General features: G+C 60.9%; 22 protein-coding genes. 11 read left to right on the top strand and 11 right to left on the bottom strand.

The window, feature by feature from the left end; genetic code table 11:
• Nucleotides 1-122: 122 nt before the first annotated feature.
• Nucleotides 123-1,022, bottom strand: coding sequence for a DMT family transporter (locus AMM41_RS10390; protein WP_089957288.1), 900 nt, complete (start codon nt 1,020-1,022; stop codon nt 123-125).
• Nucleotides 1,023-1,154: 132 nt separating this feature from the next.
• On the opposite strand from AMM41_RS10390, the gene AMM41_RS10385 reads away from it, so the two are divergent.
• A complete protein-coding gene (locus AMM41_RS10385; protein WP_089957532.1) occupies nt 1,155-2,138 on the top strand; it encodes a quinone oxidoreductase family protein in 984 nt (327 codons plus the stop codon).
• A 266-nt stretch (nt 2,139-2,404) separates the two neighbouring features.
• On the opposite strand, the gene AMM41_RS10380 is transcribed toward AMM41_RS10385, so the two are convergent.
• The 4 genes from AMM41_RS10380 to AMM41_RS10365 form a co-directional block, all read right to left on the bottom strand.
• Nucleotides 2,405-3,553 (bottom strand): aminotransferase class V-fold PLP-dependent enzyme, encoded by a 1,149-nt coding sequence (locus AMM41_RS10380; protein ID WP_089957284.1) that lies wholly within the window; start codon nt 3,551-3,553, stop codon nt 2,405-2,407.
• Nucleotides 3,554-3,596: 43 nt separating this feature from the next.
• Nucleotides 3,597-4,112: a signal peptidase II gene (gene lspA / locus AMM41_RS10375; protein WP_089957529.1), complete on the bottom strand. Its 516-nt coding sequence runs from the start codon at nt 4,110-4,112 to the stop codon at nt 3,597-3,599.
• Nucleotides 4,113-4,143: 31 nt separating this feature from the next.
• On the bottom strand, nt 4,144-6,999 hold the full coding sequence (gene ileS / locus AMM41_RS10370; protein WP_089957281.1) for an isoleucine--tRNA ligase: 2,856 nt from the start codon (nt 6,997-6,999) through the stop codon (nt 4,144-4,146).
• Nucleotides 7,000-7,130: 131 nt separating this feature from the next.
• The gene (locus AMM41_RS10365) at nt 7,131-8,168 is read right to left on the bottom strand and encodes a bifunctional riboflavin kinase/FAD synthetase (RefSeq protein WP_089957525.1); all 1,038 of its coding nucleotides are present in this window, start codon (nt 8,166-8,168) and stop codon (nt 7,131-7,133) included.
• 182 nt (nt 8,169-8,350) lie between these two features.
• On the opposite strand from AMM41_RS10365, the gene AMM41_RS10360 reads away from it, so the two are divergent.
• Together AMM41_RS10360 and AMM41_RS10355 are read left to right on the top strand one after the other, a co-directional pair.
• The gene (locus AMM41_RS10360; RefSeq protein WP_089957522.1) at nt 8,351-8,908 is read left to right on the top strand and encodes an HNH endonuclease; all 558 of its coding nucleotides are present in this window, start codon (nt 8,351-8,353) and stop codon (nt 8,906-8,908) included.
• Between the two features lie 109 nt (nt 8,909-9,017).
• Nucleotides 9,018-10,004 carry a DNA ligase gene (locus tag AMM41_RS10355; RefSeq protein ID WP_228769223.1) on the top strand — a complete coding sequence of 329 codons (987 nt, stop codon included), beginning with the start codon at nt 9,018-9,020 and terminating at the stop codon, nt 10,002-10,004.
• 44 nt (nt 10,005-10,048) lie between these two features.
• Here AMM41_RS10355 and AMM41_RS10350 read toward each other — a convergent pair whose 3' ends face one another.
• Together AMM41_RS10350 and AMM41_RS10345 are read right to left on the bottom strand one after the other, a co-directional pair.
• On the bottom strand, nt 10,049-11,164 hold the full coding sequence (locus AMM41_RS10350; protein ID WP_089957278.1) for an acyl-CoA dehydrogenase family protein: 1,116 nt from the start codon (nt 11,162-11,164) through the stop codon (nt 10,049-10,051).
• Nucleotides 11,165-11,174: 10 nt separating this feature from the next.
• Entirely contained in the window at nt 11,175-12,356 is a 1,182-nt protein-coding gene (locus AMM41_RS10345) for an acyl-CoA dehydrogenase family protein (protein ID WP_089957276.1), read from the bottom strand.
• A 154-nt stretch (nt 12,357-12,510) separates the two neighbouring features.
• On the opposite strand from AMM41_RS10345, the gene purN reads away from it, so the two are divergent.
• Nucleotides 12,511-13,086, top strand: a complete 576-nt coding sequence (purN, locus tag AMM41_RS10340) for a phosphoribosylglycinamide formyltransferase (protein WP_089957273.1) — start codon at nt 12,511-12,513, stop codon at nt 13,084-13,086.
• Nucleotides 13,087-13,154: 68 nt separating this feature from the next.
• On the opposite strand, the gene AMM41_RS10335 is transcribed toward purN, so the two are convergent.
• Nucleotides 13,155-14,330 (bottom strand): serine hydrolase domain-containing protein, encoded by a 1,176-nt coding sequence (locus tag AMM41_RS10335; protein WP_089957270.1) that lies wholly within the window; start codon nt 14,328-14,330, stop codon nt 13,155-13,157.
• A 145-nt stretch (nt 14,331-14,475) separates the two neighbouring features.
• On the opposite strand from AMM41_RS10335, the gene AMM41_RS10330 reads away from it, so the two are divergent.
• From AMM41_RS10330 to AMM41_RS10315, 4 genes are all read left to right on the top strand, one after another.
• Entirely contained in the window at nt 14,476-15,225 is a 750-nt protein-coding gene (locus tag AMM41_RS10330) for a Fic family protein (RefSeq protein WP_089957267.1), read from the top strand.
• Nucleotides 15,226-15,544: 319 nt separating this feature from the next.
• Nucleotides 15,545-15,904: a MerR family transcriptional regulator gene (locus AMM41_RS10325; protein WP_089957265.1), complete on the top strand. Its 360-nt coding sequence runs from the start codon at nt 15,545-15,547 to the stop codon at nt 15,902-15,904.
• Entirely contained in the window at nt 15,901-16,311 is a 411-nt protein-coding gene (locus AMM41_RS10320; RefSeq protein WP_089957262.1) for a PaaI family thioesterase, read from the top strand. Before AMM41_RS10325 ends, AMM41_RS10320 begins: the two co-directional genes overlap by 4 nt.
• A 70-nt stretch (nt 16,312-16,381) precedes the next feature.
• Nucleotides 16,382-16,636 carry a type II toxin-antitoxin system Phd/YefM family antitoxin gene (locus AMM41_RS10315; protein ID WP_089957259.1) on the top strand — a complete coding sequence of 85 codons (255 nt, stop codon included), beginning with the start codon at nt 16,382-16,384 and terminating at the stop codon, nt 16,634-16,636.
• Nucleotides 16,637-16,790: 154 nt separating this feature from the next.
• Here the strand turns inward: AMM41_RS10315 and AMM41_RS10310 are convergent, their stop codons facing one another.
• The 3 genes from AMM41_RS10310 to uvrA all read right to left on the bottom strand — a co-directional run bounded on the left by AMM41_RS10310 (nt 16,791) and on the right by uvrA (nt 20,880).
• Nucleotides 16,791-17,414: a CYTH domain-containing protein gene (locus AMM41_RS10310; RefSeq protein ID WP_089957257.1), complete on the bottom strand. Its 624-nt coding sequence runs from the start codon at nt 17,412-17,414 to the stop codon at nt 16,791-16,793.
• Between the two features lie 93 nt (nt 17,415-17,507).
• Nucleotides 17,508-17,897 (bottom strand): glutaredoxin domain-containing protein, encoded by a 390-nt coding sequence (locus tag AMM41_RS10305; RefSeq protein ID WP_089957255.1) that lies wholly within the window; start codon nt 17,895-17,897, stop codon nt 17,508-17,510.
• 55 nt (nt 17,898-17,952) lie between these two features.
• Nucleotides 17,953-20,880: an excinuclease ABC subunit UvrA gene (gene uvrA / locus AMM41_RS10300; protein WP_228769222.1), complete on the bottom strand. Its 2,928-nt coding sequence runs from the start codon at nt 20,878-20,880 to the stop codon at nt 17,953-17,955.
• A 159-nt stretch (nt 20,881-21,039) separates the two neighbouring features.
• On the opposite strand from uvrA, the gene AMM41_RS10295 reads away from it, so the two are divergent.
• The 3 genes from AMM41_RS10295 to AMM41_RS10285 all read left to right on the top strand — a co-directional run bounded on the left by AMM41_RS10295 (nt 21,040) and on the right by AMM41_RS10285 (nt 23,916).
• Complete coding sequence (locus tag AMM41_RS10295; protein WP_089957513.1) at nt 21,040-22,227, top strand: MFS transporter; 1,188 nt, start codon at nt 21,040-21,042, stop codon at nt 22,225-22,227.
• Nucleotides 22,228-22,305: 78 nt separating this feature from the next.
• Entirely contained in the window at nt 22,306-22,800 is a 495-nt protein-coding gene (gene ssb / locus AMM41_RS10290) for a single-stranded DNA-binding protein (RefSeq protein WP_089957252.1), read from the top strand.
• A gap of 84 nt (nt 22,801-22,884) precedes the next feature.
• Complete coding sequence (locus AMM41_RS10285) at nt 22,885-23,916, top strand: SLAC1 family transporter (protein ID WP_089957510.1); 1,032 nt, start codon at nt 22,885-22,887, stop codon at nt 23,914-23,916.
• The last annotated feature ends 16 nt before the right edge of the window (nt 23,917-23,932 follow it).

Here is a 23,932-nt window from a genome sequence, read left to right as displayed (position 1 = left end):
TGGGAATAAAAAATGGGCGGCAGCACTTGCTCCAAACGAGTCTTTCGTCAAATCTCTGTCCGTGCTCGCAGCAAAAATCAATGGTTGAAATTTCTGCTTCAGCGGGGTCAAAACCGCTCGTCTTATTTCCTTGAAGACACCCAAATCCCGCCAATGATCAGCGCAAACGCCAGCCCGTGGAAGAGCTGGGGCAACTCGCCCAAAAAGGCGGCTGAGAAGATGGCCGCAAACAGCGGGGTGAGGTTGGCAAAAAAGCCCGCCACTGCAGGGCCTGCCTGCTGGATGCCCAGGCCCCAGCAGCGGTAGGCCAGCACGGCCGGGCCCACGGCCACAAAGGCCAGCGCACTGACGAGCGGCCAGCCCCAAGTGATGTGCGCATCGGTCAGGCCCCATTCCATGCCCGCAAACAGGCCCGACCAGGCCAGGCCAAACACCACCTGTGCGAGCAAGAATGCCGCCCAGTCGTTTCGGATGGCTTCGGGCTCGTCTTTGCGGCTGAGCAGCCAGCTGTACCAAGACCAGCAGGCCGTGGCCAGCAAAATGAACAGGTCACCGATCACCAAGCGCACCGCCATGAGCTGGGTCCAGTCGCCGCGCGACAAGACCACCAGCACGCCCACAATAGACAACACCGCGCCGTAGATTTGGGCGCGGCGCACCGGGGCCTGAAAAAACAGTGCCCCGATGGCCAGCATCCACACCGGGCTGCTGGCGGCCACCAGGGTCACATTCAATGGGGTGGAGGTTTGCAGGGCCAGGTATTGCAGCGCGTTGTAGCAGCCCACACCCAACAAACTGAGCAGCGCAAAACGACGCCAGTGCTGCCACAGGCCACTGTTGCGCTTCAAGACCCAGGCCGCCAAAGGCAGCAAAATGAACAAGGCCACAGCCCAGCGCAAAAAGTTGAGTGTGATGGGCGGCACCAGATCGCTGACCAGGCGGCCCACCACTGCGTTGCCTGCCCACAGCAAAGGCGGCACGGTCAGCAGCAAGGCGGTCAGGGGCGAGAGTTTTTGAGACATGAGTCACTGTATCGGCACTCGGGTTTTCCCGCTGTCGCCAAACTGTCCCCCAACTGCCCCTGTTTTCGGCTCGGGCTCATGTTTCGTGGCAAAGTGTTCAGTTTGAAATCACCATTCCAACAGGAGAACACCATGAGCCTTGCAGTCCAGATCGACCAGAACGGCGGTCCCGAAGTCATGAAACTGGTCGATGTGACCGTGGGCGAACCCGGCCCTGGCGAGATCCGCATCCGCCACAAAGCCATCGGCCTGAACTTCATTGACGTTTACCAGCGCGGTGGTTTGTATCCGCTGCCCATGCCCCTCAAATTGGGCATGGAAGGCTCGGGCGTGGTCGAAGCCGTGGGCGAGGGCGTGACGCACTTGCAAGTGGGCGACCGCGCGGCCTATGCCAGCCAGCCGCCCGGCAGCTACTGCGAAGTGCGTGTGATGCCTGCCAAGTGCGTGTGCAAGCTGCCCGATGCGATCTCGTTCGAGACGGGCGCGGCCATGATGCTCAAGGGTCTGACGGCGCAGTATTTGCTCAAGCGCACGCTGCCCCAGGGTGGCCTGAAAGCCGGTGACTTTGTGCTGTTCCACGCCGCAGCCGGTGGTGTTGGCCTGATCGCCTGCCAGTGGGCCAAGGCCTTGGGTCTGCGCCTGATCGGCACTGCGGGCAGTGACGCGAAGTGCGCACTGGCTTTGGCCAACGGCGCGGAGTTCTGCATCAACTATTCGACCGAAGATTTCCAGGCCAAGGTCAAAGAGATCACGGGCGGCAAGGGCGTGAAGGTGGTTTACGACTCTGTGGGCAAGGACACCTGGGACAAGTCGCTCGACTGCTTGGCCCCCTTCGGTTTGATGGCCAGCTTTGGCAATGCCTCAGGCCCTGTGGCCCCGTTTGCGCCGGGCATCCTCGGCCCCAAGGGCTCGATTTATGTGACACGCCAGACCTTGTTCAGCCACATCACCACCCGCGAAAATACGCAGGAAATGGCCGATGATTTGTTCGAAGCCGTGACCAGCGGTAAGGTCAAGATCCACATTGACCAGACCTTCCCGCTGGCGCAAATTCAGGATGCCCACATCGCCCTGGAAGCCCGCAAAACCACGGGTTGCACCATCATCACTTTGTGAGGCTGTTGGGGGGCGGCGTGTGGTGATGCTCTGTGGGGGCGGCGCCTGATGGGCGCGGCACCCGGTGGGCGCGGCACCCGGTGGGCGCGGCATCTGATGTGATCTGCACCCTGTAGGAGCGACGCCCTCGTCGCGATAGCCCCTTTGTGATCCACGAGTCATCGCCCTGGGGGCGGGGCTCCTGCAAAAGTCAATGGGCGCTCAATTGAGCGCCCATTTCTTGTGGTTATCACCCTGCCCCAGCGGCAGGGTGGTCATCAGACCGATCAGGCCGCCAGCTTGGCCTTGGGTGCGATGGTCTCGAGCGCATCACTCAAGATCTGCAGGGTGCGGGGCACTTGGTGCCATTTGTCCAGGCCAAACAAGCCCATGCGGAAGGTGCGGAAGTCCGCAGGTTCGTCGCACTGCAAGGGCACACCCGCAGCGGTTTGCAGGCCCAAGGCCAAGAACTTCTTGCTGCTTTGGATGTCCGGATCGGTGGTGTAGCTCACCACCACGCCGGGCGCTTCGAAACCGGGCGCGGCCACACTGGGGAAACCGTGCTCCAGAAGCATTGAGCGCACTTGACGACCCAGTGCCATTTGTTCTTCACGCACCTTGGCAAAACCATAGGCTTCGGTTTCCAACATGGCTTCTTGCAGGCGTTGCAGCGCATCGGTGGGCAAGGTGGTGTGGTACATGTGGGCACCACTTTCGTAGGTCTCCATCACTTGCAACCATTTTTTCAGGTCCATGGCAAAGGTGGTGCTGGTCGTGCTGTCGATGGCTTGGCGGGCACGTTCGCTCAGCATGACCATGGCACAGCAGGGCGAGCTGCTCCAGCCCTTTTGTGGTGCGCTGATCAGCAAGTCCACACCCGTGGCTTTCATGTCGACCCACATGGCACCCGAGGCAATGCAGTCCAGCACAAACAAACCGCCCACCGCGTGCACAGCGTCGGACACAGCCTTGAGGTAATCGTCGGGCAGCATCATGCCAGCGGCGGTCTCCACATGCGGCGCGAACACCAAAGCGGGTTTTTCAGCGGCAATGGCGGCTTTGACTTCTTCGATGGGGGCAGGCGCCCAAGCTGCTTGTGAGCCCGCAGCGATGCGGCGAGCCTTGAGCACGCTGTGGCTCTTGGGAATCTGGCCCATGTCAAAAATCTGCGTCCAGCGGAAGCTGAACCAGCCGTTGCGGATCACCATGACGTGCTGGTTGGTCGCGAACTGGCGGGCCACCGACTCCATGCCGAAAGTGCCACTGCCGGGCACCAGCGCGACCGAGTGGGCACCGTACACGGTTTTGAGCATGCGTGAGATGTCGGTCATCACGCCGCCAAAGCGCTTGGACATGTGGTTCAGGGCGCGGTCGGTGTAGACCACTGAAAATTCAAGCAGACCATCGGGGTCAATGTGGGGCAGCAATCCGGGCATGGGAGTCTCCGTTTTTCAATCAGGTCAAATAGCTTAACCGAGTTCAGCGTCCGCGCCGCACGCGCAGGATTTCGTCCAGGATCAGCAGTGCGGCGCCCACGCTGATGCCAGCGTCAGCGACGTTGAATGCCGGAAAGTGCCAAACGCCCCAGTAAAAGTCTAAAAAATCGACCACGTAGCCATGCAGCAGGCGGTCGATCACGTTGCCAATCGCCCCCCCCAGAATGAGCGAAATGGCCAGGCTGAAGAGCTTTTGGCCGGGGTGGGCACGCAGCATCCAGACCATGAAGATGGCCGCAGCCACACCGATGCCCGTGAAAAACCAGCGCTGCCAACCACCAGCACCCGCCAGAAACGAGAATGCCGCGCCGTGGTTGTGCACCCGCACCAAGTTAAAAAACGAGGTGATGGGCGTGCTGTCTCCCAGCTGAAAAACGCCCAGCACCAACACCTTGGTGAACTGGTCGAGCACCAACACCAGCAAGGCGATGCCCAGCCAAAGGGCCATGCCTGAGCGGTTGCCCGAACCGCTTTTGCTGAATTTTTTGGAACTGGCCATGGACTTGCCTTGTCTGGGTTGTGCGTGAAGGTCAGGCAACGTGGCGTGTTTCGCCAGCGCCATGCAGGTTGCTCACGCAGCGCCCGCAAATGGTGGGGTGAGCCGCGTCTTGGCCCACGTCGTCCGCGTAGTGCCAGCAGCGTTCGCACTTGGTGGCTTGGCTGGCCGTGACCTGCACCGCCAGCGCCTCGCCCGCTTGCAAAGTGACTTTGGACGTGATGAAAACAAACTTGATGTCAGCGCCCAGGCTGGCCAACAGGGCGTGGTCTGCCGCAGGGGCGGTCAGCGTGATCTCGGCTTGCAGCGACGCGCCCACTTGGCCTGCGGTGCGCAGGTTTTCGATGTCCTTGTTGGCCAGGTCGCGGATTTCGCGGATGCGGGCCCACTTGGCGAGCAGCTGCTCATCGGCCGCGCCAAAGTCGCCGAAGGTTTCCAGGAAGATGGATTCGGAGGTGCCGAAAGTCTTCCAAGCTTCTTCGGCCGTGAAGGACAGGAAAGGTGCCATCCAGCGCAGCATGCCGTGGGTGATGCGCCACAAAGCGGTTTGGGCACTGCGGCGTGCCAGGCTCTTGGGGGCGGTGGTGTACAGGCGGTCCTTGAGCACGTCCAGATAGAACGCACCCAGGTCTTCCGAGCAGTAGATCTGCAGTTTGGAGACCACGGGGTGGAACTCGTACTTGTCGAAGTGGGCGCGGATATCGGCCTGCAACTCGGCGGCGCGGGCCAGGGCAAAGCGGTCGATTTCCAGCAGCTGGTCGTCGGGCACGGTGTCTGTGGCCGGGTCGAAGTCGCTCACGTTGGCCAGCAAGAAGCGCAAGGTGTTGCGGATGCGGCGGTAGGCATCCACCACGCGGGCGAGGATCTTGTCGTCGATGTTCAGGTCGCCTGAGTAGTCGGTGCTGGCCACCCACAGGCGCACGATTTCCGCGCCCATCTTGGAGTTGATGGTTTGGGGCTCGACGGTGTTGCCCAAGCTTTTGCTCATCTTGCGGCCTTGGCCGTCGGTGGCAAAGCCGTGGGTCAGCAAACCGCGGTAGGGCGCACGGTCGTACAAGGCGCAGCCCAGCAGCAGCGAGCTGTGGAACCAACCGCGGTGCTGGTCGTGGCCTTCGAGGTACAGGTCAGCCTCTGGGCCTTGGTCGTGGAAAGGCGCCACGCCATACGCGTCTTTGTGGCTGGTGCGCAGCACATGCTGGAAGGTGGAGCCGGAGTCGAACCAGACTTCCAGAATGTCGGTGCTCTTGGTGTAGCTGGGCGCATCGGCCGCACCCAGAATCTCTTCCACCGTCACGCGGCTCCAAGCTTCGATGCCGCCTTTTTCGACGATGTCAGCGGCCTGGTCCAGGATGGCCATGGTGTTGGGGTGCAGCTCGCCACTGTCCTTGTGCAAGAAGAAGGGCACGGGCACGCCCCATGAGCGCTGGCGCGAGATGCACCAGTCGGGGCGGTTGGCGATCATGTCGCGCAGGCGGGTTTTGCCGTTTTCTGGATAGAACTGGGTTTGCTCGATGGCGTCCAGTGCCAGCTGGCGCAGGGTCTTGGGGGCTTTGTCCTTCGTGAACACGCCCTCGCCCTCGTCCATGCGCACAAACCATTGGGCGGCAGCGCGGTAGATGACGGGGGTTTTGTGACGCCAGCAGTGCGGGTAGCTGTGGGTGATGGTCACGGTGGACAGCAAGCGGCCCGCGTTGCGCAGGGCATCGAGTACCACGGGGATGGCTTTCCAGATGTGCAGACCGCCAAACAGCGGGAAGTCGGCCGCGTAGGTGCCGTTGCCTTGCACCGGGTTCAGGATGTCGTCGTACTTCAGGCCGTTGGCGATGCAGGAGTTGAAGTCGTCCACGCCATAAGCGGGCGAGGAGTGGACCAAGCCCGTGCCGTCGCTGTCACTGACGTATTCGGCCAGGTACACGGGCGACAGGCGCTTGTAGCCCGCGTCCACGTCGTACAAGGGGTGGCGGAAGTTCAGGCCGCCCAGCGCGGTGCCCTTGGCAGTGGCGAGCACCGTGCCGCCTTGCAGGCCAAAGCGCTCCAGGCATTTGTCCACCAGCGACTCGGCCAGCACCAGGCAGCCCTTGTCGGTTTGAACCAGCGCATAGGTCAGCTCGGGGTGGGCGTTCAGGGCCTGGTTGGCGGGGATGGTCCAGGCGGTGGTGGTCCAGATCACGGCAAAGCCGCTTTGACCAGCGGGCAAAGCAGTCAGGCCAAAGGCTGCAGCCAGCGCGGCCGCGTCATCGGTTTCAAAGGCCACGTCCAGCGTGTCGCTTTGCTTGTCCTGGTATTCGATCTCGAACTCGGCCAGGGAAGAGCCGCAGTCAAAACACCAGTACACGGGCTTGAGGCCGCGGTAGACAAAACCGCGCTCGATCACGCGCTTGAAGGCGCGGATTTCACCGGCTTCGTTGGCCGGGTCCATGGTGCGGTAAGGGCGTTCCCAGTCGCCCAGCACGCCCAGGCGCTTGAAGTCTTCGCGCTGCTGGCCGATTTGCTCGGTGGCAAAGGCGCGGCTTTTGGCCTGCATGTCGTCGCGGCTCAGGTTGCGGCCATGCAGTTTTTCAATCGCGTTTTCGATCGGCAGGCCGTGGCAGTCCCAGCCGGGGATGTACTGAGCGTCAAAGCCAGCGAGCTGCTTGGACTTGACGATCATGTCTTTCAGCACTTTGTTCAGCGCGTGGCCGATGTGCAGTTTGCCGTTGGCGTAGGGCGGGCCGTCGTGCAGCACAAACAGCGGGGCGCCTTGACGGGCGGCGCGCAGTTTCTTGTACAAACCGCCGTCGTTCCAGTCGTTCACCCAACCCGGCTCGCGCTTGGGCAGGTCGCCGCGCATCGGGAAAGGGGTGTCCATCATGTTGATGCGGGTATCGGGGTTCTGGGTTTTGTCGGTCATGGTGCGTCGGGTCGAGAGGGCTTCGACAAGCTCAGCCCGAGCGGCGGGCCGTTCGGAGAGATCAAGAGGGGGTGGGCCGTGGAGGTCGTTTGCCCTGAGCCTGTCGAAGGCGGCAAACGAGGGCCGGAGCGTCAAATTCGGTCGCGGGTGGTTTGGCGGCTGGTTTCACCATGGCGCGAAGCAAACCACGCCTGTGCGTCGTCGCAGTCTTTGGCGATGCCCTTTGTCAGGGCGTCCAGACCGTCGTATTTGAGTTCGTCGTGTAATTTATGCAGCAATTCCACCCGAATGATTTTACCGTAGCCCCCCTCGACCCCCAGTTGGGCTGGCCAGTCGAAGGCATGGGTCTCCAGCAGCACACGCCCGCCGTTGACGTCATTCGGGTCGAGCGAGGGGCGTATGCCCAAGTTGGCCACGCCCTTCAAGGGCTGATCGGCCAGGCCATGCACCTGCACCACAAAGATGCCGCTGGCGGCGGGTTTCCAGTGCGAAAAACGCAAATTCAGGGTGCGAAAGCCGTCGCCCGCGCCTTCGGCCGTTGCCGCCAACTCTCGGCCCAGCTTGCGCCCGTGCACCACATGGCCGCTGATGCTGTAGGGGCGGCCGAGCAGGGCCTGCACCGCTGGCAGGTCGCCTTTGGCCAGCGCATCGCGCACGGCCGAGCTGGACACGCGCAGGCCGCGCACCTCGTAGCTGTTCATGCGTGCCACATCAAAGCCCAGGTTTTGGCCTGCAGCGTCGAGCATGGCGTAGTCGCCCGCGCGTTTCGCGCCAAAGCGGAAATCGTCGCCCACCAGCACATAGCGCACGCCCAGGCCCTGCACCAGCACTTGCTGGATGAAGTCTTCGGGTGACTGGCTGGCCAGACGGGCATCAAAGGGCAGCACCACCACTTGGTCGACGCCGCAGCGCTCGAGTTCTTGCAGTTTGTCGCGCAGCGTGGCGATGCGGGCCGGGGCCAACTCGGGCTTGTTCAGGGCCTTGGCAAAGTAGTCGCGCGGGTGGGGCTCGAAGGTCATGACGCAGCTGGGCACACCCCGGTGTGCGGCTTCGCTGCGCAAGAGGGCCAGCATGGCCTGGTGCCCGCGGTGCACGCCGTCAAAGTTGCCAATGGTCAGGGCACAGGCGGGAGCCAAGTCGGGGTGGTGGAAGCCTCGGAAAACCTTCATGTCGCTGCTCATGTCCTGCCTGTGCGCTGGGCCCAAGCGCCAGCTTTCACGGATTTGTCAATGTAAGAGGGTATATTGTGACCGAGCCCGATCCCTTCATCCTTGCTCTCCAAGGCATGAGGACCGATCGAGACGGAACTTTTCGTGTCAGTGGTTTTTTAAACTGTTGGATGGAGGCGTCTGTGAAGGTTTTGAAACTCTCGGCCCAAGGCTTGCCGCAATCGTGGATCACACTGGAGCAAGCCGTCACCCATTACGCAGCGGACGAGGTGCGCTGGGAAGCGGGCCAGCAGGTGGCCGTGTTCCATGGCGGACACAACGCGCTCACTGGCCAGCAATCCATCATCACCGTCAACAGCATCATTGGCACCCAGGGGGTGCCCCGCATCAACCCCTTTGACATGCGCTCGGGTTTGACCAACCCCAAGTTGTTTGTGCGCGATCGCAATGTGTGTGCCTATTGCGGGGGGCATTTTCACGAGTCAGTGCTGACCCGTGAACACATCGTGCCCCTGTGCCAAAACGGCCCTGACCACTGGATGAATGTGGTGACAGCTTGCCGCTCATGCAATCACCGCAAAAGCAGCCGTACGCCCGAGCAAGCCCATATGCCTTTGCTGTACGCCCCCTATGTGCCCAGCCTGTGGGAAGACTTCATCTTGCGCAACCGCCGCATCCTGAGTGACCAGATGGCGTTTTTGATGGCGCATGTGCCCAAGAGTTCACGTTTGATGGTTTGAGTGTTGTGGGGCAGGGCCAAACAAGCTGGCCCAATGCGAAAAATCTTTGCCTATTTTTTGAATACCAAAGGTATCATTTCATGATCTGGTGGTATTCAGGAGAGACAGCATGCAAAGACGTCAATTTGTGCCCTCTTTGGCGCATTCAGGGTTCAGTCCACCGTTTCACAAGGGCCAGGATTCTCATCTCGGTGCCCACTTGCAACATGGGTCAGCACCATCACGGGTTGACCGCCGTCAAGCCTTGATGGCCTGCGTCTTTGGGGCGTGGTGGCTGCCCACTGTGGGGGCACAGGCCGCTTCTCCTGACCGACCCACAGCCGCCGTCAAGGAGGTGCAACTCGCCCTTGTTTGGTCGCCTACGCGGTCGCCCCATGGTTTTTTGGTGAGTGAAAAATTCGACGGTGTGCGAGCCGTGTGGGATGGCCAGGTCTTGCGCTTTCGCAGCGGCCGCCCCATCGCGGCCCCGGTTTGGTTCACATCGGCCTTGCCCCGGCAGTCCTTGGACGGTGAGTTGTGGATGGGGCGCGGCACTTTTGACCGACTCTCCGGTGTGGTGCGTCAAGCGGTGCCGAACGACGAGGCCTGGCGTGCTGTGAAGTACCTGGTTTTCGATGCCCCAAGGCACATCGCGGCTTATGCAGAAAGGGTGCGTGGGCTGCAGTCTGCGTTGGCGGCAGCCCGTGTGCCTTGGTTGATGCCGGTGGCCCATCAAACAGTCAAGGACCCGCAGGATTTGCAAAGCTTGCTGGCCGATACCGTGCGTCAAGGGGGTGAAGGTTTGATGCTGCACCGTGCCGATGCCTTGTGGCAATCCGGGCGAACCGATGCTTTGTACAAGTTCAAACCCGACTTGGATGAAGAGGGTTTGGTGGTGGGACATCAAACAGGCAAAGGGCGGTTGTCAAACCAAACGGGGGCCTTGCTTTTGGAGACCCCCCAAGGCCAGCGATTTGCTTTGGGTTCGGGCTTGAGTGACGCCCTGCGCCGTGACCCACCGCCCGTGGGGGCTTGGGTGACCTACCGCTACCAAGACCGCACGCCTTCAGGATTGCCCCGATTTGCCAGTTTTGTGCGTGTGCGTGACCCGGAATGAACAATGCTCCGACCTGGGTCGGAGCATCAAAGCGGGTGACCGACTCAGGCGAACACGCCTGCCGTGTCTTGCATGCGGGCCGAAACTTCGCCCAGTTGGTGCAAGGTGTCGCCAAAGGTCATGTCCAGCTGCGTCAACTTCTTGAAGTAGTGGCTCACGATGTACTCGTCGGTGACGGCAATGCCGCCGTGCAGCTGCACCGCTTGCTGGCCGATGAAGCGCATGGACACGCCCAGCTGGTACTTGGCACGGGCCAAGGCGCGGCGGCGTTCGTCGGCAGGGGCGTGCAGCTTCAAGCTGGCGTAGTAGCTCATCGAGCGGCCCAGCTCCAACTGCATCTTCATGTCGGCCACGCGGTGGCGCAGGGCCTGGAAGCTGGCGATGTTCACGCCGAACTGCTTGCGCGTGTTCATGTAGTCCACGGTGATGGCCAAGGTCTTGTCCATCACGCCCACGGCTTCGGCGCAGGTGCAGGCAATGCCGATGTCCACGGCTTCTTCCAAGGCGGTCAGGCCGTTCAGGGTGATCAGTTGGGCCGAGGCATTGTCCAGCATCACTTCGGCGGCGCGTGAACCGTCTTGTGTGATGTAGGCCTGGGTGCTCACGCCGCTGGTGCTGCGCTCGACCAAAAACAGGGCGATCTGGCCATTCACGGTGGCGGGCACCACAAAAGCGTCGGCTTGGTCGCCCACGGCCACCACGCTCTTGGTGCCGCTCACGGTCCAAGCGCCGCCAGACTCGCTGGCCTGGGCGGCGCATCGGCCCAATTGGTAACGGGCACCGCGCTCTTGCTGCGCCAGCACCACGATGGCTTCGCCTGCCGCCATGCGCGGCAGCCAAGCGGCTTGCAACTCGGCGGAGGCGTGTGTTTGCAGTGTGGCGCTGCAGATCAGCGTTTGGGTCAGGGGCTCGAGCACGATGCCGCGCCCGAGTTCTTCCATGGTGACCATGGCTTCGGTCGGGCCCATGCCCATACCGCCGTGCTCTTCGCTCACGTAAAGGCCCGTGAGGCCCAGTTCGGCCATTTCGCCGTAAGCGGCGCGGTCAAAACCGCCCGCAGCGACGATGGCGCGGCGGCGGTCAAAGTCATAGCCCTTGTCCACCCATTTGCGCACCGCGTCGCGCAGTTGTTCTTGGTCGTCAGAAAAATCGAAATCCATGTGTGTCTCCTTAACCCAGAACTGTCTGGGCGACGATGTTGCGTTGCACTTCGTTGCTGCCGCCGTAAATGGTGGTCTTGCGCATGTTGAAGTAGTTGGCGGCCAGGGGCGCGTTGGCCACCACACCACCAGGGAAGTTGCCTTGCCAGCCGGCGTCCATGGCTTCGAAGATGAAGGGCAGGGCGAAGGGGCCAGCGGCCTGCATCATCAGCTCGGTGTAGCGCTGCTGGATTTCGCTGCCCTTGATCTTCAGGAGACCGGCGATGTCGAGCGAGTTTTTGCCGGACTTTTCGGCCGACAAAACACGCAGCACCAGCATTTCCAGCGCGACGATGTCGACTTCGAGCTTGGCGATTTCGTCGCGGAAGCGCAGGTCGTCGTACACGCCTTCGGCTTTGGCAATGCGCTTCAGGCGCTCCAACTCGCGCTTGGCGCGGTTCACGTCGGCGATGTTGGTGCGCTCGTGGGCCAGCAGGTGCTTGGCATAGTTCCAGCCCTTGTTTTCTTCGCCAATCAGGTTCTCAGCGGGCACTTCGACGTTGTCAAACCAGACTTCGTTGACTTCGCACTCGCCGTCGAGCAGTTTGATGGGGCGCACGGTGATGCCGGGCGACTTCATGTCGATCAACAAGAACGAGATGCCGGTTTGGGGTTTACCTTCGGTGCTGGTGCGCACCAGGCAGAAGATCCACTCGCCGTATTGGCCCAGAGTGGTCCAGGTTTTCTGGCCGTTGACGATGTATTTGTCGCCCACACGCTCGGCGCGGGTTTTGAGGGACGCCAAGTCCGAGCCAGAGCCCGGCTCGCTGTAGCCCTGGCTCCACCAGACTTCGCCGCTGGCGATACCAGGCAAAAAGCGTTGTTGCTGTTCGGCATTGCCAAAGGCCATGATGACTGGGGCCACCATCACCGGGCCAAAAGGCACCACGCGGGGGGCACCGGCCAGGGCGCATTCTTCTTCAAACAAATGCTTTTGCACGGCAGTCCAGCCCGGGCCGCCAAACTGTGTGGGCCAGCCCCAACCCAGCCAGCCTTTTTTGCCCAAAATCTTGGCCCAGCGCTGCAGGTCTTCGCGGGTCAGGCGCATGGCGTTGTGCACTTTTTGCGAAATATCAGCGGGCAAGTTGTCCTTGACCCAGGTGCGGATCTCGTCGCGGAACGCGAGTTCGTCGGGGGTAAATGCCAAATCCATGGGGGTAATTCTCCGTTGGGGTCAGTGTTATTTGAAGCGCTGTGCAAACAAAATCAAACTATCGTGCTTTTTATCACGCAGCAGGCGCTTGCCCATGTCCTTGGAGCGACAAACAAGGGTTTGCAGGGGGTGTGCTGGGATAATTCCCCCTCTCATGAAAAACATTGTCCTTTTGATTTCCGGCTCGGGCTCCAACATGGGGGCCATCTTGCGTGCTGCCGAGCAGGAGCGATGGGCTGAACGCTTGAAGTTGCGGGTGGCCGCCGTGATCAGCAACAAGGCCGATGCCCAAGGCCTGGTCTTGGCTCAAGCGCAAGGCGTGACCACGGCCGTGCTGGACCACAAGGCGTTTGCCAGTCGTGAGGCGTTTGATGCAGCCTTGATGGCTCAGATTGACCAGTTCTCGCCCAGTCTGGTGGTGTTGGCGGGTTTCATGCGCATCTTGACACCGGGTTTTGTGGCGCACTATGCCGGGCGCTTGCTCAACATTCACCCCTCTTTGTTGCCTGCTTTTCCGGGGCTGAACACGCACCAGCGGGCCATTGACGCCGGTTGCCAATTTGCCGGAGCCACGGTGCACCAAGTCACAGCCGATCTGGACCATGGGCCCATACTGGCGCAGGCCGTGGTTCCGGTGCTGGCCGATGACACGGCAGATACGCTGGCAGCCCGTGTTTTGTCCCAAGAACACCTGATTTACCCGCGAGCTGTCGCAGCGTTTTGTCGTTGAAGGTCTTGGATGGCCCATCACGGCACAAATGCCGCTCTCACGGGTAGGGCAGGGCTGCCCGGGTTGACTCACACCAATGCCGCGTACACCAAGTCCCTGAACAGGGGGCGGTAGTAGTCCCGCTGGTTGGGTGCCTGGACCATCAACATGGCGTACATGTCCAGCACCGGGTCCACAAAGAAGGTGGTGCCCGCGATGCCGCCCCAGTAATACAAGCCCACCGAGCCGGGCACGGGCGACAGGCCCAAGTGTGTGCGCACCGCAAAGCCGAGGCCAAAACCATGGCCGGGTGGCAGCAAGGTGCCGTCTGCCGGGATGCTTCCTAAGTGGTCGGCGGTCATGAAGTCCACCGTGTGCGGGCCCAGCAAACGCACGCCGCCCAGCTCACCCCGGTTGCGCAGGCATTGCAAAAAGCGGGTGTAGTCCATGGCGGTGGACATGAGGCCACCGCCGCCGCCCTCCATGGCGGGCACTTGGCGGGGCTCCAAAACCTTCATCGGCACGCCGCCATCGGGGTCGTGTGCAAAGGGCTCGGCAATGCGGTGCTGCTGATCGGGTGGCACGGCAAAGCCCGTGTCCACCATGCCCAGTGGGCCAAAAATTTCGGCTTGCAGGAACGCGCCCAAGCTTTGCCCGCTGACCACCTCGACCAGCCTGCCCAGCACATCGGTGGCGCGGCTGTAGGCCCACACGCTGCCGGGCTGAAACTGCAAAGGCATGGCCGCCAGCGTCTGCGAAAACTCGGCGTTGGTGCGTTCGCGCGAGGCGATCTTCACTTGGCCGTATTGCTGCTGCACGGGCGATGTGCCCAGAAATTCATAGGTCAACCCGGCTGTGTGGCGCAGCAGGTCTTGCACCGTGGCGGCTTGCTTGACGGGCTCCAGACCCTGGGCGGTGGCCACTTGCTGGTTGGCGTATTCCGGCAGCCAGCGGCTGACCGGATCGCTCAGCAGCAACTGGCCGCGCTCGACCAGCATCATCACCGCCACCGACACGACCGGCTTGGTCATCGAATAAATGCGGAAGATGCTGTCGGTCTGCATGGGTGTGCCCGTGGCGGGGTCTTGCTGCCCCACGGCCTCGAACAAAGCTATTTGCCCTCGCCGGGCGACCATGGCCACTGCGCCTGGCAGCCTTCCGCTGTCCACTTCGCGGCGCAGCACGTCCATCAGCCGCTGCGTGCGGTCAGGGCACAGGCCAACGTCGGCGGGTCGGGCGTGGGGCAAAGCGGGGTGTGGGGTCATGGGGCGCTCCAGAAGAAGGGTGTTTTGTACACCAGCCGGGTGCGGTGGCTTATCACCTAAAGCAACTGAGGCGTCCATAATTGACGCATGCACGTTTAAGGGTGCATCCACCGACTTTGACCTTGCCCGCCTTGATAGATTTCACATGAACCTGAGTGACTTTGCCGACCTGGACGCGCTGAAAGCCCGGCTCGATGAACTGCGTCCATTGCCGCCTGCGGCGCTGCGCAATTTGCACGAACAATTGGTGTTGCGTTGGACCTACCACTCCAACGCCATTGAAGGCAACAATCTGACCTTGATGGAAACGAAGGTGGTGCTCGAAGGCATCACGGTGGGTGGCAAGTTGCTGCGCGAGCATTTCGAGGCGATCAACCACCGCGACGCGATTTTGTATGTGGAAGACGTGGTGCGCCGGGCTGAGCCTTTGAGCGAGTGGCAAATTCGCAATCTGCATCGCCTGGTCCTCAAGCAGATTGATGATGACAATGCGGGCCGTTATCGCCAGCTGAACGTGACGATTGCGGGTGCGCGCCATGTGCCGCCAGACATGCTGGCAGTGCCAGAGCAGATGGCGGCCTTGCTGAATTGGTACGACACCCAAGCTGGGCAAATTCACCCGGTGGAGCGGGCGGCACGCTTGCATGTGGATTTCGTGAAGATTCACCCTTTTGTCGACGGCAATGGCCGCACAGCTCGTCTCTTGCTCAATCTCGAATTGCTCAAAGCGGGCTTTCCGGCCATCGTGCTGCCGGTGGAAAAACGACTGGCCTATTACGAGGCGCTGGACAAAGCCCATGTGACGGGCGATGTACGTGACTTCATGGTGCTGGTGACCGACAGCGTGCGCGAGGGCTTTGCGCCCTATTGGCATGTGTTGGGCTTGGAGGGGTGAGGTGCTTGTCTGCTTGAATTTTGTGACCTCACGGTGGCCTATTGATCTGGCACGCTGAAGTTTGAAATGTGTGAGGCATGTCATCTTGTAGGTCTGCACTCGAAGAGTCCAACGTTTGGCAGCTTCGGCACAGACCCATGTCGTGGTCTTTGATCGCCGACCTACAACATCTTTGAGCATTGAAAACTTCACAGGGCTGAATCAATAGGCTGCTGGTGCAGGCCACTCCAAACTGACGTGGTTTCAGATTTCAGGTGTTGTCGCTCATGTGTCATCTCTGAAAACCTTGGCGCTGTGCGAGCGTTGCTAGACTGAATTCATGCGCATTTCAGAACTCTCAGCTAGAACTCAGGTGTCGGTGCATCGCTTGCGGCGCTACGAGGCGGCAGGCCTGATCGCGAGCCAGCGCTTGCCCAACGGCTACCGCGATTACGACGAGAAAACCGTCCGGCATGTGGTCTTCATCGCCATGTCGCGGGAGATGGGGTTTTCACTGCCCTTCATCGCCGAGTATTTGCCGCGCTTCAAAACGGGCAAATTGTCGGCGCAAGACATGATCGACGCGATCTTGGTGCGCGTGGCCGAGATTGACCAACTCATAACCGAGCAACAAGCACTTCGCAAAAAACTGATGGACCACATCGGGTGGTTCAAAACCCAAGCCAGGAGAAAACAATGAGCCCACTTGAGATGCTGAAAAAAATCAACGCCATGGCCGAATTCAACCGCTGGTGTGGCATTGAGGTGACAGTGGCGGAACCCGGATTTGTCGAAATCCAGATGCCCTGGCGTGCTGAGGTGGGGCAGTATTCAGGCTTCTTGCATGCGGGCTTGATCGGCACACTCATCGATACAGCCTGCGGTTTTGCAGCCGGTACCGTGGCGGGGCCGAATTTGTTGGCCGCCAACTTTTCGGTCAACTGCTTGCGGCCCGCTGTGGGGCAAAAGTTCATTGCCCGAGCGCGCGTGGTCAAGCCCGGCAAAGCGCAGGTGTTCACCAGCTGTGACTTGTTTGCGGTGGATGCAGAGGGCGAGAAGCTGGTGGCTAACGGTCAGACCTTGCTCACGGTGGTTCAAGCAAGTTGAGCGCCTGCTCGAGACAAAGCACACGTTCAACGGTGTCATACTAACTCATTGTATTGAGCAAATAGGAGTCATGCGAATCATCAGTTATTCTGAAGCCCGCAGGAGATTGAAGTCTGTCTTGGATGGCATAGAAGACGATGCCGATATCACCATCATCACCCGACGCGACGGTGGTGATGAGGTGGTCATGTCCTTGGCGCAATACCAGAGCATGGCCGAAACCTTGTACCTGCTCTCCAGCCCAGCCAATGCCGCGCACTTGGCGGCATCGATTGCCGAACACAAAGCCGGCAAAGCCAAGCGCCGCGAACTGATCACCCCATGAATCGGGGAGCCACCTCGTTGTCCTGGGTTGATGAGCTGTACGGGCAAGGGCAGGACAAAAAGACGCTCAGGTGCATAACCTGCTGATCCATGCTGCCCGGCGTGACCCGTTTGACGTCGATTGCCTGTCAGGTGGCACTACCCATGATCGTTTTTCAAACCTTGGCGCTTGTTCTGGCCCATAAGACCATTCCCCGCTGCGCCTTGCTGGCATCGCTGGGCGTGAGGCCCACGGGGCCTTGTGGTGTCTGGCGCAGCACATCGGCCAAGGCCATCAAGGCGGATTCGGGACCACTCAGCAGCTCAAGTTCCAGCTCCAGCAGCGGCTCGTTCAAGTCGGTGCCGGACACATGGATGCGGCCTTGGTCCAGTGCGACTTCGATCTGGGCGTCTGCATGCGAGAGGAGCCAGCGCTGGCGTGCAAAGTCGGTGCAAAACAGCGCTTTCAAACGCGGCCGCATCGCCATCAGTTCGGCGGCCAGCATGTCGTCATTCACCAGCGTGTCAAAGGCCAAAGCACCCGGGGTGGTCGGGCCTTCCCACTCTTGCCTGCGCGACAGCCCGTTTTCGCTCTGCCCCGCCGTTTTGACGGTGAGCAGCCACTGATCACCCGCCAGCCGCTCGCGCACCGCCATGCGGCGTTTTTGCAGGTCCAGCTCGGGGGTGTCGAAATAGGTGTTGAGCAGCCGCTGTGTGCTGCCCGGCCCCGCCAGTAGCGGGTGAGTCAGCAGGCGCGGCAGATCAGGCGCAGAAAGGCTGAGTTTGAGTTCGGTTTCCATGGAGTGCCTTTCAATCGGGCATGTCGGACCTGAAGGTGCCGACCTACAAATCACAGTGTTTCACGCAGGTTGGGCCCTCGGATCGCAGAGGCATCAGGCCGCAAAGTGCTCGCGAAAATAAGCCACGATGGCAGACGATTCTTTGAGCCAGCGGGTTTGGCCGTTGCTGTCAGTGATTTTCAAGCAAGGCACTTGGGTGCCGCCGCTGCCTTGCAGCAGTTCGCTGCGGTGGGCGCTGTTGTTTTGTGAATCGCGCAGCTCAATCGGCAAGGCCAAGCGGTGCATTTCCTGGCGCACCTTGATGCAAAACGGGCAGGTGCTGAATTGGTAAAGCACCAGGCTTTGGCATTGCAGGTCCACAGCGCTTTGTGCAGCCGGTGTGCGTTGGATGGCGGCGGGCCGGGTCAGGCGCTCTTTGAGCAGCATGAGGGGGCCGAGCACGATGCGCAGGGTTCGGAAAAAGGCACGGATCAGGGGTTTCATAAGGGTCTCAACAATTCAAAAGTGGATGGATGAAAAATAGGGATGGGTCACGACATCACAGCAAACGCGCCAAGTAGTGGCCCGTGAAGCTGGCCTTGTTTTTGGCCAGTTGCTCGGGCGTACCTTCGCCCAGGACGGTGCCGCCGCCCGCACCGCCCTCAGGACCCATGTCGATCAACCAGTCGGCCGTTTTGATCACGTCGAGGTTGTGCTCGATGATGACGATGGTGTTGCCCGCGTCGCGCAGCTGGTGCAAGACTTTGAGCAGCAGGTCGATGTCGGCAAAGTGCAGACCGGTGGTGGGTTCGTCCAGGATGTAGAGCGTGCGGCCGGTGTCGCGCTTGGACAACTCCAGTGCGAGCTTGACGCGCTGAGCCTCGCCGCCCGACAAGGTCGTGGCGCTTTGGCCCAGGCGGATGTAGGTCAGACCCACGTCGAGCAGCGTTTGCAGTTTGCGCGCAATGTTGGGCACGGCGCTGAAAAATGCATATGCCGTCTCCACCGTCATGTTCAAGATTTGCGCGATGTTCTGGCCCTTGTATTGCACCTCGAGCGTTTCGCGGTTGTAGCGCATGCCGTGGCACACGTCGCAGGGCACGTAAACGTCAGGCAAAAAGTGCATCTCTACCTTCACCATGCCGTCGCCCTGGCAGGCTTCGCAGCGGCCACCGGTGACGTTGAAGCTGAATCGCCCCGGGCCGTAGCCACGCTCGCGTGCGGCAGGCACCTCGGCCATCAGCTCGCGGATGTGGGTGAACAGGCCGGTGTAGGTGGCCGGGTTGCTGCGCGGCGTGCGGCCAATGGGCGACTGGTCCACGTTGATGACTTTGTCGAAATGCTCCAGCCCCAAGATGGCTTCATGGGCTGCAGCTTCGTCGTGGGCGCGGTGGATCTGGTGGGCGGCGGCGGTGTAGAGCGTGTCGTTGACCAAGGTGGATTTGCCCGAGCCCGACACGCCGGTCACGCAAGTCAGCAGACCCACAGGGAATTTCACATTCACGTTTTTCAGGTTGTTGCCCGATGCGCCCACGATCTCGATGAAGTCCTTGCCCGCCTTGTGGCGTTTGGGGATCTCGATTTTCTTGCGGCCCGACATGTACTGGCCGGTGACCGAATCGGGTGCGGCCAGGATGTCGGCGCAAGTGCCCTGCGCCATCACGCGTCCACCATGCACGCCAGCACCCGGTCCCATGTCGATCACATGGTCGGCCACACGGATCATGTCCTCGTCGTGCTCGACCACCAGCACGCTGTTGCCGATGTCGCGCAGGTGTTGCAGCGTGCCGATCAGGCGGTCGTTGTCGCGCTGGTGCAATCCGATGCTGGGCTCGTCGAGCACATACATCACGCCCGTGAGGCCCGATCCGATCTGGCTGGCCAGGCGAATGCGCTGCGACTCGCCGCCCGAGAGGGTGTCGGCGCTGCGGTCCAGGCTCAAATAATTCAGACCCACGTCGTTCAAGAACTTCAGGCGCAGCGCAATTTCGCGCACCACCTTGTCGGCGATCTCGGCCTTGGCCCCGTGCATTTTCAGGCCCTGAAAGTACTGCTGCGACTCGCCCAGGGTGATGTGGCTGATTTCGTAAATGGCGCGGGCTTGTGCGCCTTCACCAATGCGCACATGGCGCGCCTCGCGTCGCAGACGGGTGCCGTGGCAGCTGGTGCAGGCCTGCATGTTGCGGTAGCGCGCCAAGTCTTCGCGCACCACGGCCGAGTCGGTCTCGCGGTAGCGCCGCGTCATGTTGGGGATGATCCCCTCAAACGGGTGTTTTTTGCTGACCTTTTTGCCTTGCGATGCACCCGACTCCATCGTGTAGCTGAACTTGATTTCCTCCAGCCCCGAGCCGTGCAACAACACCTGCTGATGAATGGGTGCGAGTTTCTCGAACGGCGTTTCGATGTCGAACTGGTAATGCTTGGCCAGGCTTTCGAGCATGCTGAAGTAAAAGCCGTTGCGTCGGTCCCAGCCCTTGATGGCGCCACTGGCCAAACTGAGCGAGGGGAAGGCGACGACCCGATCCGGGTCAAAAAACGCCATGCTGCCAATGCCATCGCAAGTGGGGCAAGCGCCCATGGGCGAGTTGAACGAGAACAGCCGCGGCTCCAGCTCGCTGATGGAATAGGTGCATACCGGGCATGAAAACTTGGCGTTGAACAGGTGTTCTTTGCCGGTGTCCATCTCCAGTGCCACCGCGCGGTGCTCGGCCAAATGCAGTGCGGCCTCAAAGCTTTCGGCCAAGCGCTGGCGCAGGGCGTCTCTGGCCTTGGCGTCCTCCTCAGATCGGACTTTGATGCGGTCCACCACCACATCGATGTTGTGCTTCTCGGTCTTTTTGAGTGTGGGCAGGTCTTCCACTTCCACTGTCTGGCCGTTGATGCGAAAGCGCACATAGCCCAGGGCCTGCATCTGCTCAAACACTTTCTCGAACTCACCTTTTTTCTCACGCGCAATGGGCGCGAGGATCATGAGTTTGGTGTCTTCGGGCAGGGCCAGCACGGCGTCCACCATCTGGCTCACGGTCTGCGCTTGCAGGGGCAGATTGTGGTCGGGGCAGTACGGCGTGCCTGCGCGGGCGTACAGCAGGCGCAGGTAGTCGTGGATCTCGGTCACGGTGCCCACAGTCGAGCGCGGGTTGTGGCTGGTGGCTTTTTGTTCGATGGAAATCGCGGGCGACAGGCCTTCGATCAGGTCCACATCGGGCTTGTCCATCAGCTGCAAAAACTGCCGCGCATAGGCCGACAGGCTTTCGACATAGCGGCGCTGGCCTTCGGCGTACAGCGTGTCAAAGGCCAGGCTCGACTTGCCCGAGCCCGACAGTCCGGTGATCACCACCAGCTGATTGCGCGGGATGTCGAGGTCGATGTTTTTCAGGTTGTGGGTACGCGCACCGCGCACGCTGATGTGGGTCTGCCGCAGCGCCGAGGCCAGATACCGCGCTTGATCGGGTTCATCGGGCAAGAGAGAGGGGTCTACAAGGTTCACGGTGGGTGGCCAAATCAGCAAAACCTTCGATTATCCCCGCCAGCGCTGTTTGGGGGGCCAGACCCATCAAGGACAATCAGGGTTTTACTTTTGCCTTGTGCGCCTTCCATGGCGGTCGATTCCGTGCATTCTTCTACTTCTGATTCATCTTCTTTGGCCATGACGCCCATTGAGCGCCGTGCGAGTGCCTCGCTGGCCGGTATTTTTGCTTTGCGCATGCTCGGTCTGTTTTTGGTTTTGCCCGTGTTTGCCCTGGAGGCACGTCAATACCCCGGCGGCGAAGACCCGGTGCTGCTGGGCCTGGCCATGGGCATTTATGGCCTGACGCAAGGCCTGTTGCAGCTGCCTTTTGGCATGGCTTCAGACCGTTATGGCCGCAAACGCGTCATTGTGTTGGGCTTGTTGATCTTTGGCTTGGGCAGTTTTTGGGCCGCCGCCGCCACCGATTTAACCGGTTTGCTGGTCGGGCGCAGCTTGCAAGGCGCGGGGGCGGTGTCTGCCGCCGTGACGGCTTTGTTGGCCGACTTGACGCGCGACGAGGTACGCACCAAAGCCATGGCTTTGGTGGGGGGCAGCATCGGTTTGATGTTTGCCTTGTCTTTGGTGGTGTCGCCCGTGCTGACGGCCTGGGTGGGTTTGTCAGGCTTGTTTGGGCTGACCGGTGTTCTGGCCTTGTTGGGTGTGCTGGTGGTCATTTGGGGGGCACCCACTGCCCCAGAGCCCGAGCCGGGCCAAGCAGCGGGTCGATTGCGGGATGTGCTGGCCCATGCTGACCTGATGCGATTGAATGTGGGTGTGTTTGTCTTGCACGCGGTGCAGCTGGCCATGTGGGTGGCGGTGCCTGCATTGTTGGTTCAGGCAGGCTTGCAGACCGGGCAGCACTGGCAGGTGTATTTGCCTGCGGTGCTGGTGTCGTTTTTGTTTTTGGGGGTAGTGTTTGCGATGGAGAGGCGCGGCCATCTGAAAAAAGTTTTTTTGCTGTCCATCGCTCTGATAGCGGTGGTGGAGCTGGGTTTGTTCTTGCAAACGGTGGGTACCACCCGCTTGAGCGCCATGGCGGTGTTGTTGTTGGTCTTTTTTTGCGGTTTCAATGCACTCGAGGCCACGCAGCCGAGCTTGGCCTCCCGCATCGCGCCGCGCGCCTTGCGCGGCACCGCCATGGGGGTCTACAACACCTTGCAGTCTTTGGGCTTTTTTGTGGGGGGCTTGATGGGGGGCTGGTTGGTCAAGTCCTGGGGAAGCCCGGCCTTGTTTTTGTGCTGCGCTTTGGCCCTGCTGGCCTGGCTGCTGGTGGCCTGGCCCATGCAAACCCCGGGCCGTGGTGCCGCACCTCCACCCACAGCCTGAGGTGATGGCCTGGCGTCTGGATGGCCTCGGTTGAAGCCCGGATTGGCCGCATAATTGACACATCATCGAGGAGTTTTTATGGCATCCGTCAACAAAGTCATCATCGTCGGCAACTTGGGTGCCGACCCCGAAACCCGTTATTTGCCCTCGGGTGATGCGGTCACCAGCATCCGTGTGGCCACCACAGACCGTTACAAAGACAAACAAACAGGCGAGATGAAAGAGGCCACCGAGTGGCACAGCATCAGCTTTTTTGCCAAACTGGCCGAAATCGCAGGCCAATACCTGCGCAAAGGCAGCCAGGTGTACGTCGAAGGCAGTTTGCGTACCCGCAAATACACCGACAAAAACGGCGTTGAAAAATACGCCACCGACATCCGTGCCGACAGCATGCAAATGTTGGGCAGCCGCCAAGGCATGGGCGGTCCTTCTGAAGACGGCGGTGGCGGCTATGCGCCACGTCAAGCCCCCGCACGACCTGCGGCGGCACCTGCGCAACGCCCCGCCGCCGCGCCAGCGTCCAAGCCCGCCGCCAGCAACTTTGACGACATGGATGACGATATTCCGTTTTAAGTTTCTCGCAAGCGCTGATCATGCGCTGGGCTTGACCCTCAACCCGTGGCCGGTGTCACGGGTTTTTTTATGAAACAACAGGACATGACCGAACGCACTGGGGGCTCGTCGCTGCCGTATCTGGGTTTTTCATGGTTTGCCATGGTCATGGGCCTGTGCGGCCTGTCTCTGGCGTGGTCGCGGGCTGTGCCGCATTGGGGGCCCATGGCTGTGCGCTTGTCGCAGGGTCTGGGTTGGTTGGCGGCGGGTGTTTTGGTTGTTTTGTTGTTGGCCCAAGGGTTGCGATGGCTGAAGTTTCCGGCTGCCGTGCAAGAAGATGCGCGGCACCCGGTACGCCATGTGTTTGTGGCCGCATTTCCCTCGTCCCTGGTTTTGTTGGCCACGGTGTGGATGGCGCACCACGTTGTCAACCCGTGGATCGAGGCGCTTTGGATGCTGGGTGCCATCGGCTTGCTGCTGTGCACTGGGGTGGTGCTTTGGCGTTGGCTACAGCCGGGCTTGAGCATTGATGATTTTTGGCTTGGCATCACACCTGCGTTGTTCATTCCTGTGGTGGGCAATGTATTGCCCGCTTTGGCTGGGGTGAGTCTGGGCCACCCGGTGTGGGCTGCTGCCCAATATGGCTTGGCTGCGGTGCTGTGGCCCGTCATGCTGGTGCTGGTCATGGTGCGCATTGGCATGCGGGGTTTGTGGCCTGAGCGCATGCTGCCCGTGACGTTCATCACCATTGCGCCGCCTTCGGTGTTGGCGCTGTCTGGCCATCAGCTGGGTGGGCCCGAAGTCTTGCTGCACATGCTTTGGGGCGTGGCTGCGTTTTTTGCAGCCTTGTCTTTCACCGTGCTGGTGCGGTGTTTGAGGCAGCCTTTTGGCATGTCTTTTTGGGGCATGTCGTTTCCCTTGGCAGCTTTGGCGTCATTGTCCTTGCAGTTGACGCCTGTGGACGGTGGGGCACAGGGCTTGGCCAGTGCTTGGCTTTTGGGCGTCACCCTGGCGATATTGGCTTTGCTGGGGGCGACCTTGCGGGGCTTGCTTCGGGGAGATTTGTTGGGTCCTGAGGTGACGATCACGAGCGCTGTAGGTCCGGTTTCTGCGCCTACCGTGCTTGGCAAGTCCTGACAAACAGGCATGTCAG

The organism is Limnohabitans sp. 2KL-3, from assembly GCF_001269405.1.
GTDB lineage: Bacteria > Pseudomonadota > Gammaproteobacteria > Burkholderiales > Burkholderiaceae_C > Limnohabitans_A.
The sequence above is the reverse complement of the archived record's forward strand: the minus strand, read 5'-3'. Positions and strand labels throughout refer to the sequence as shown.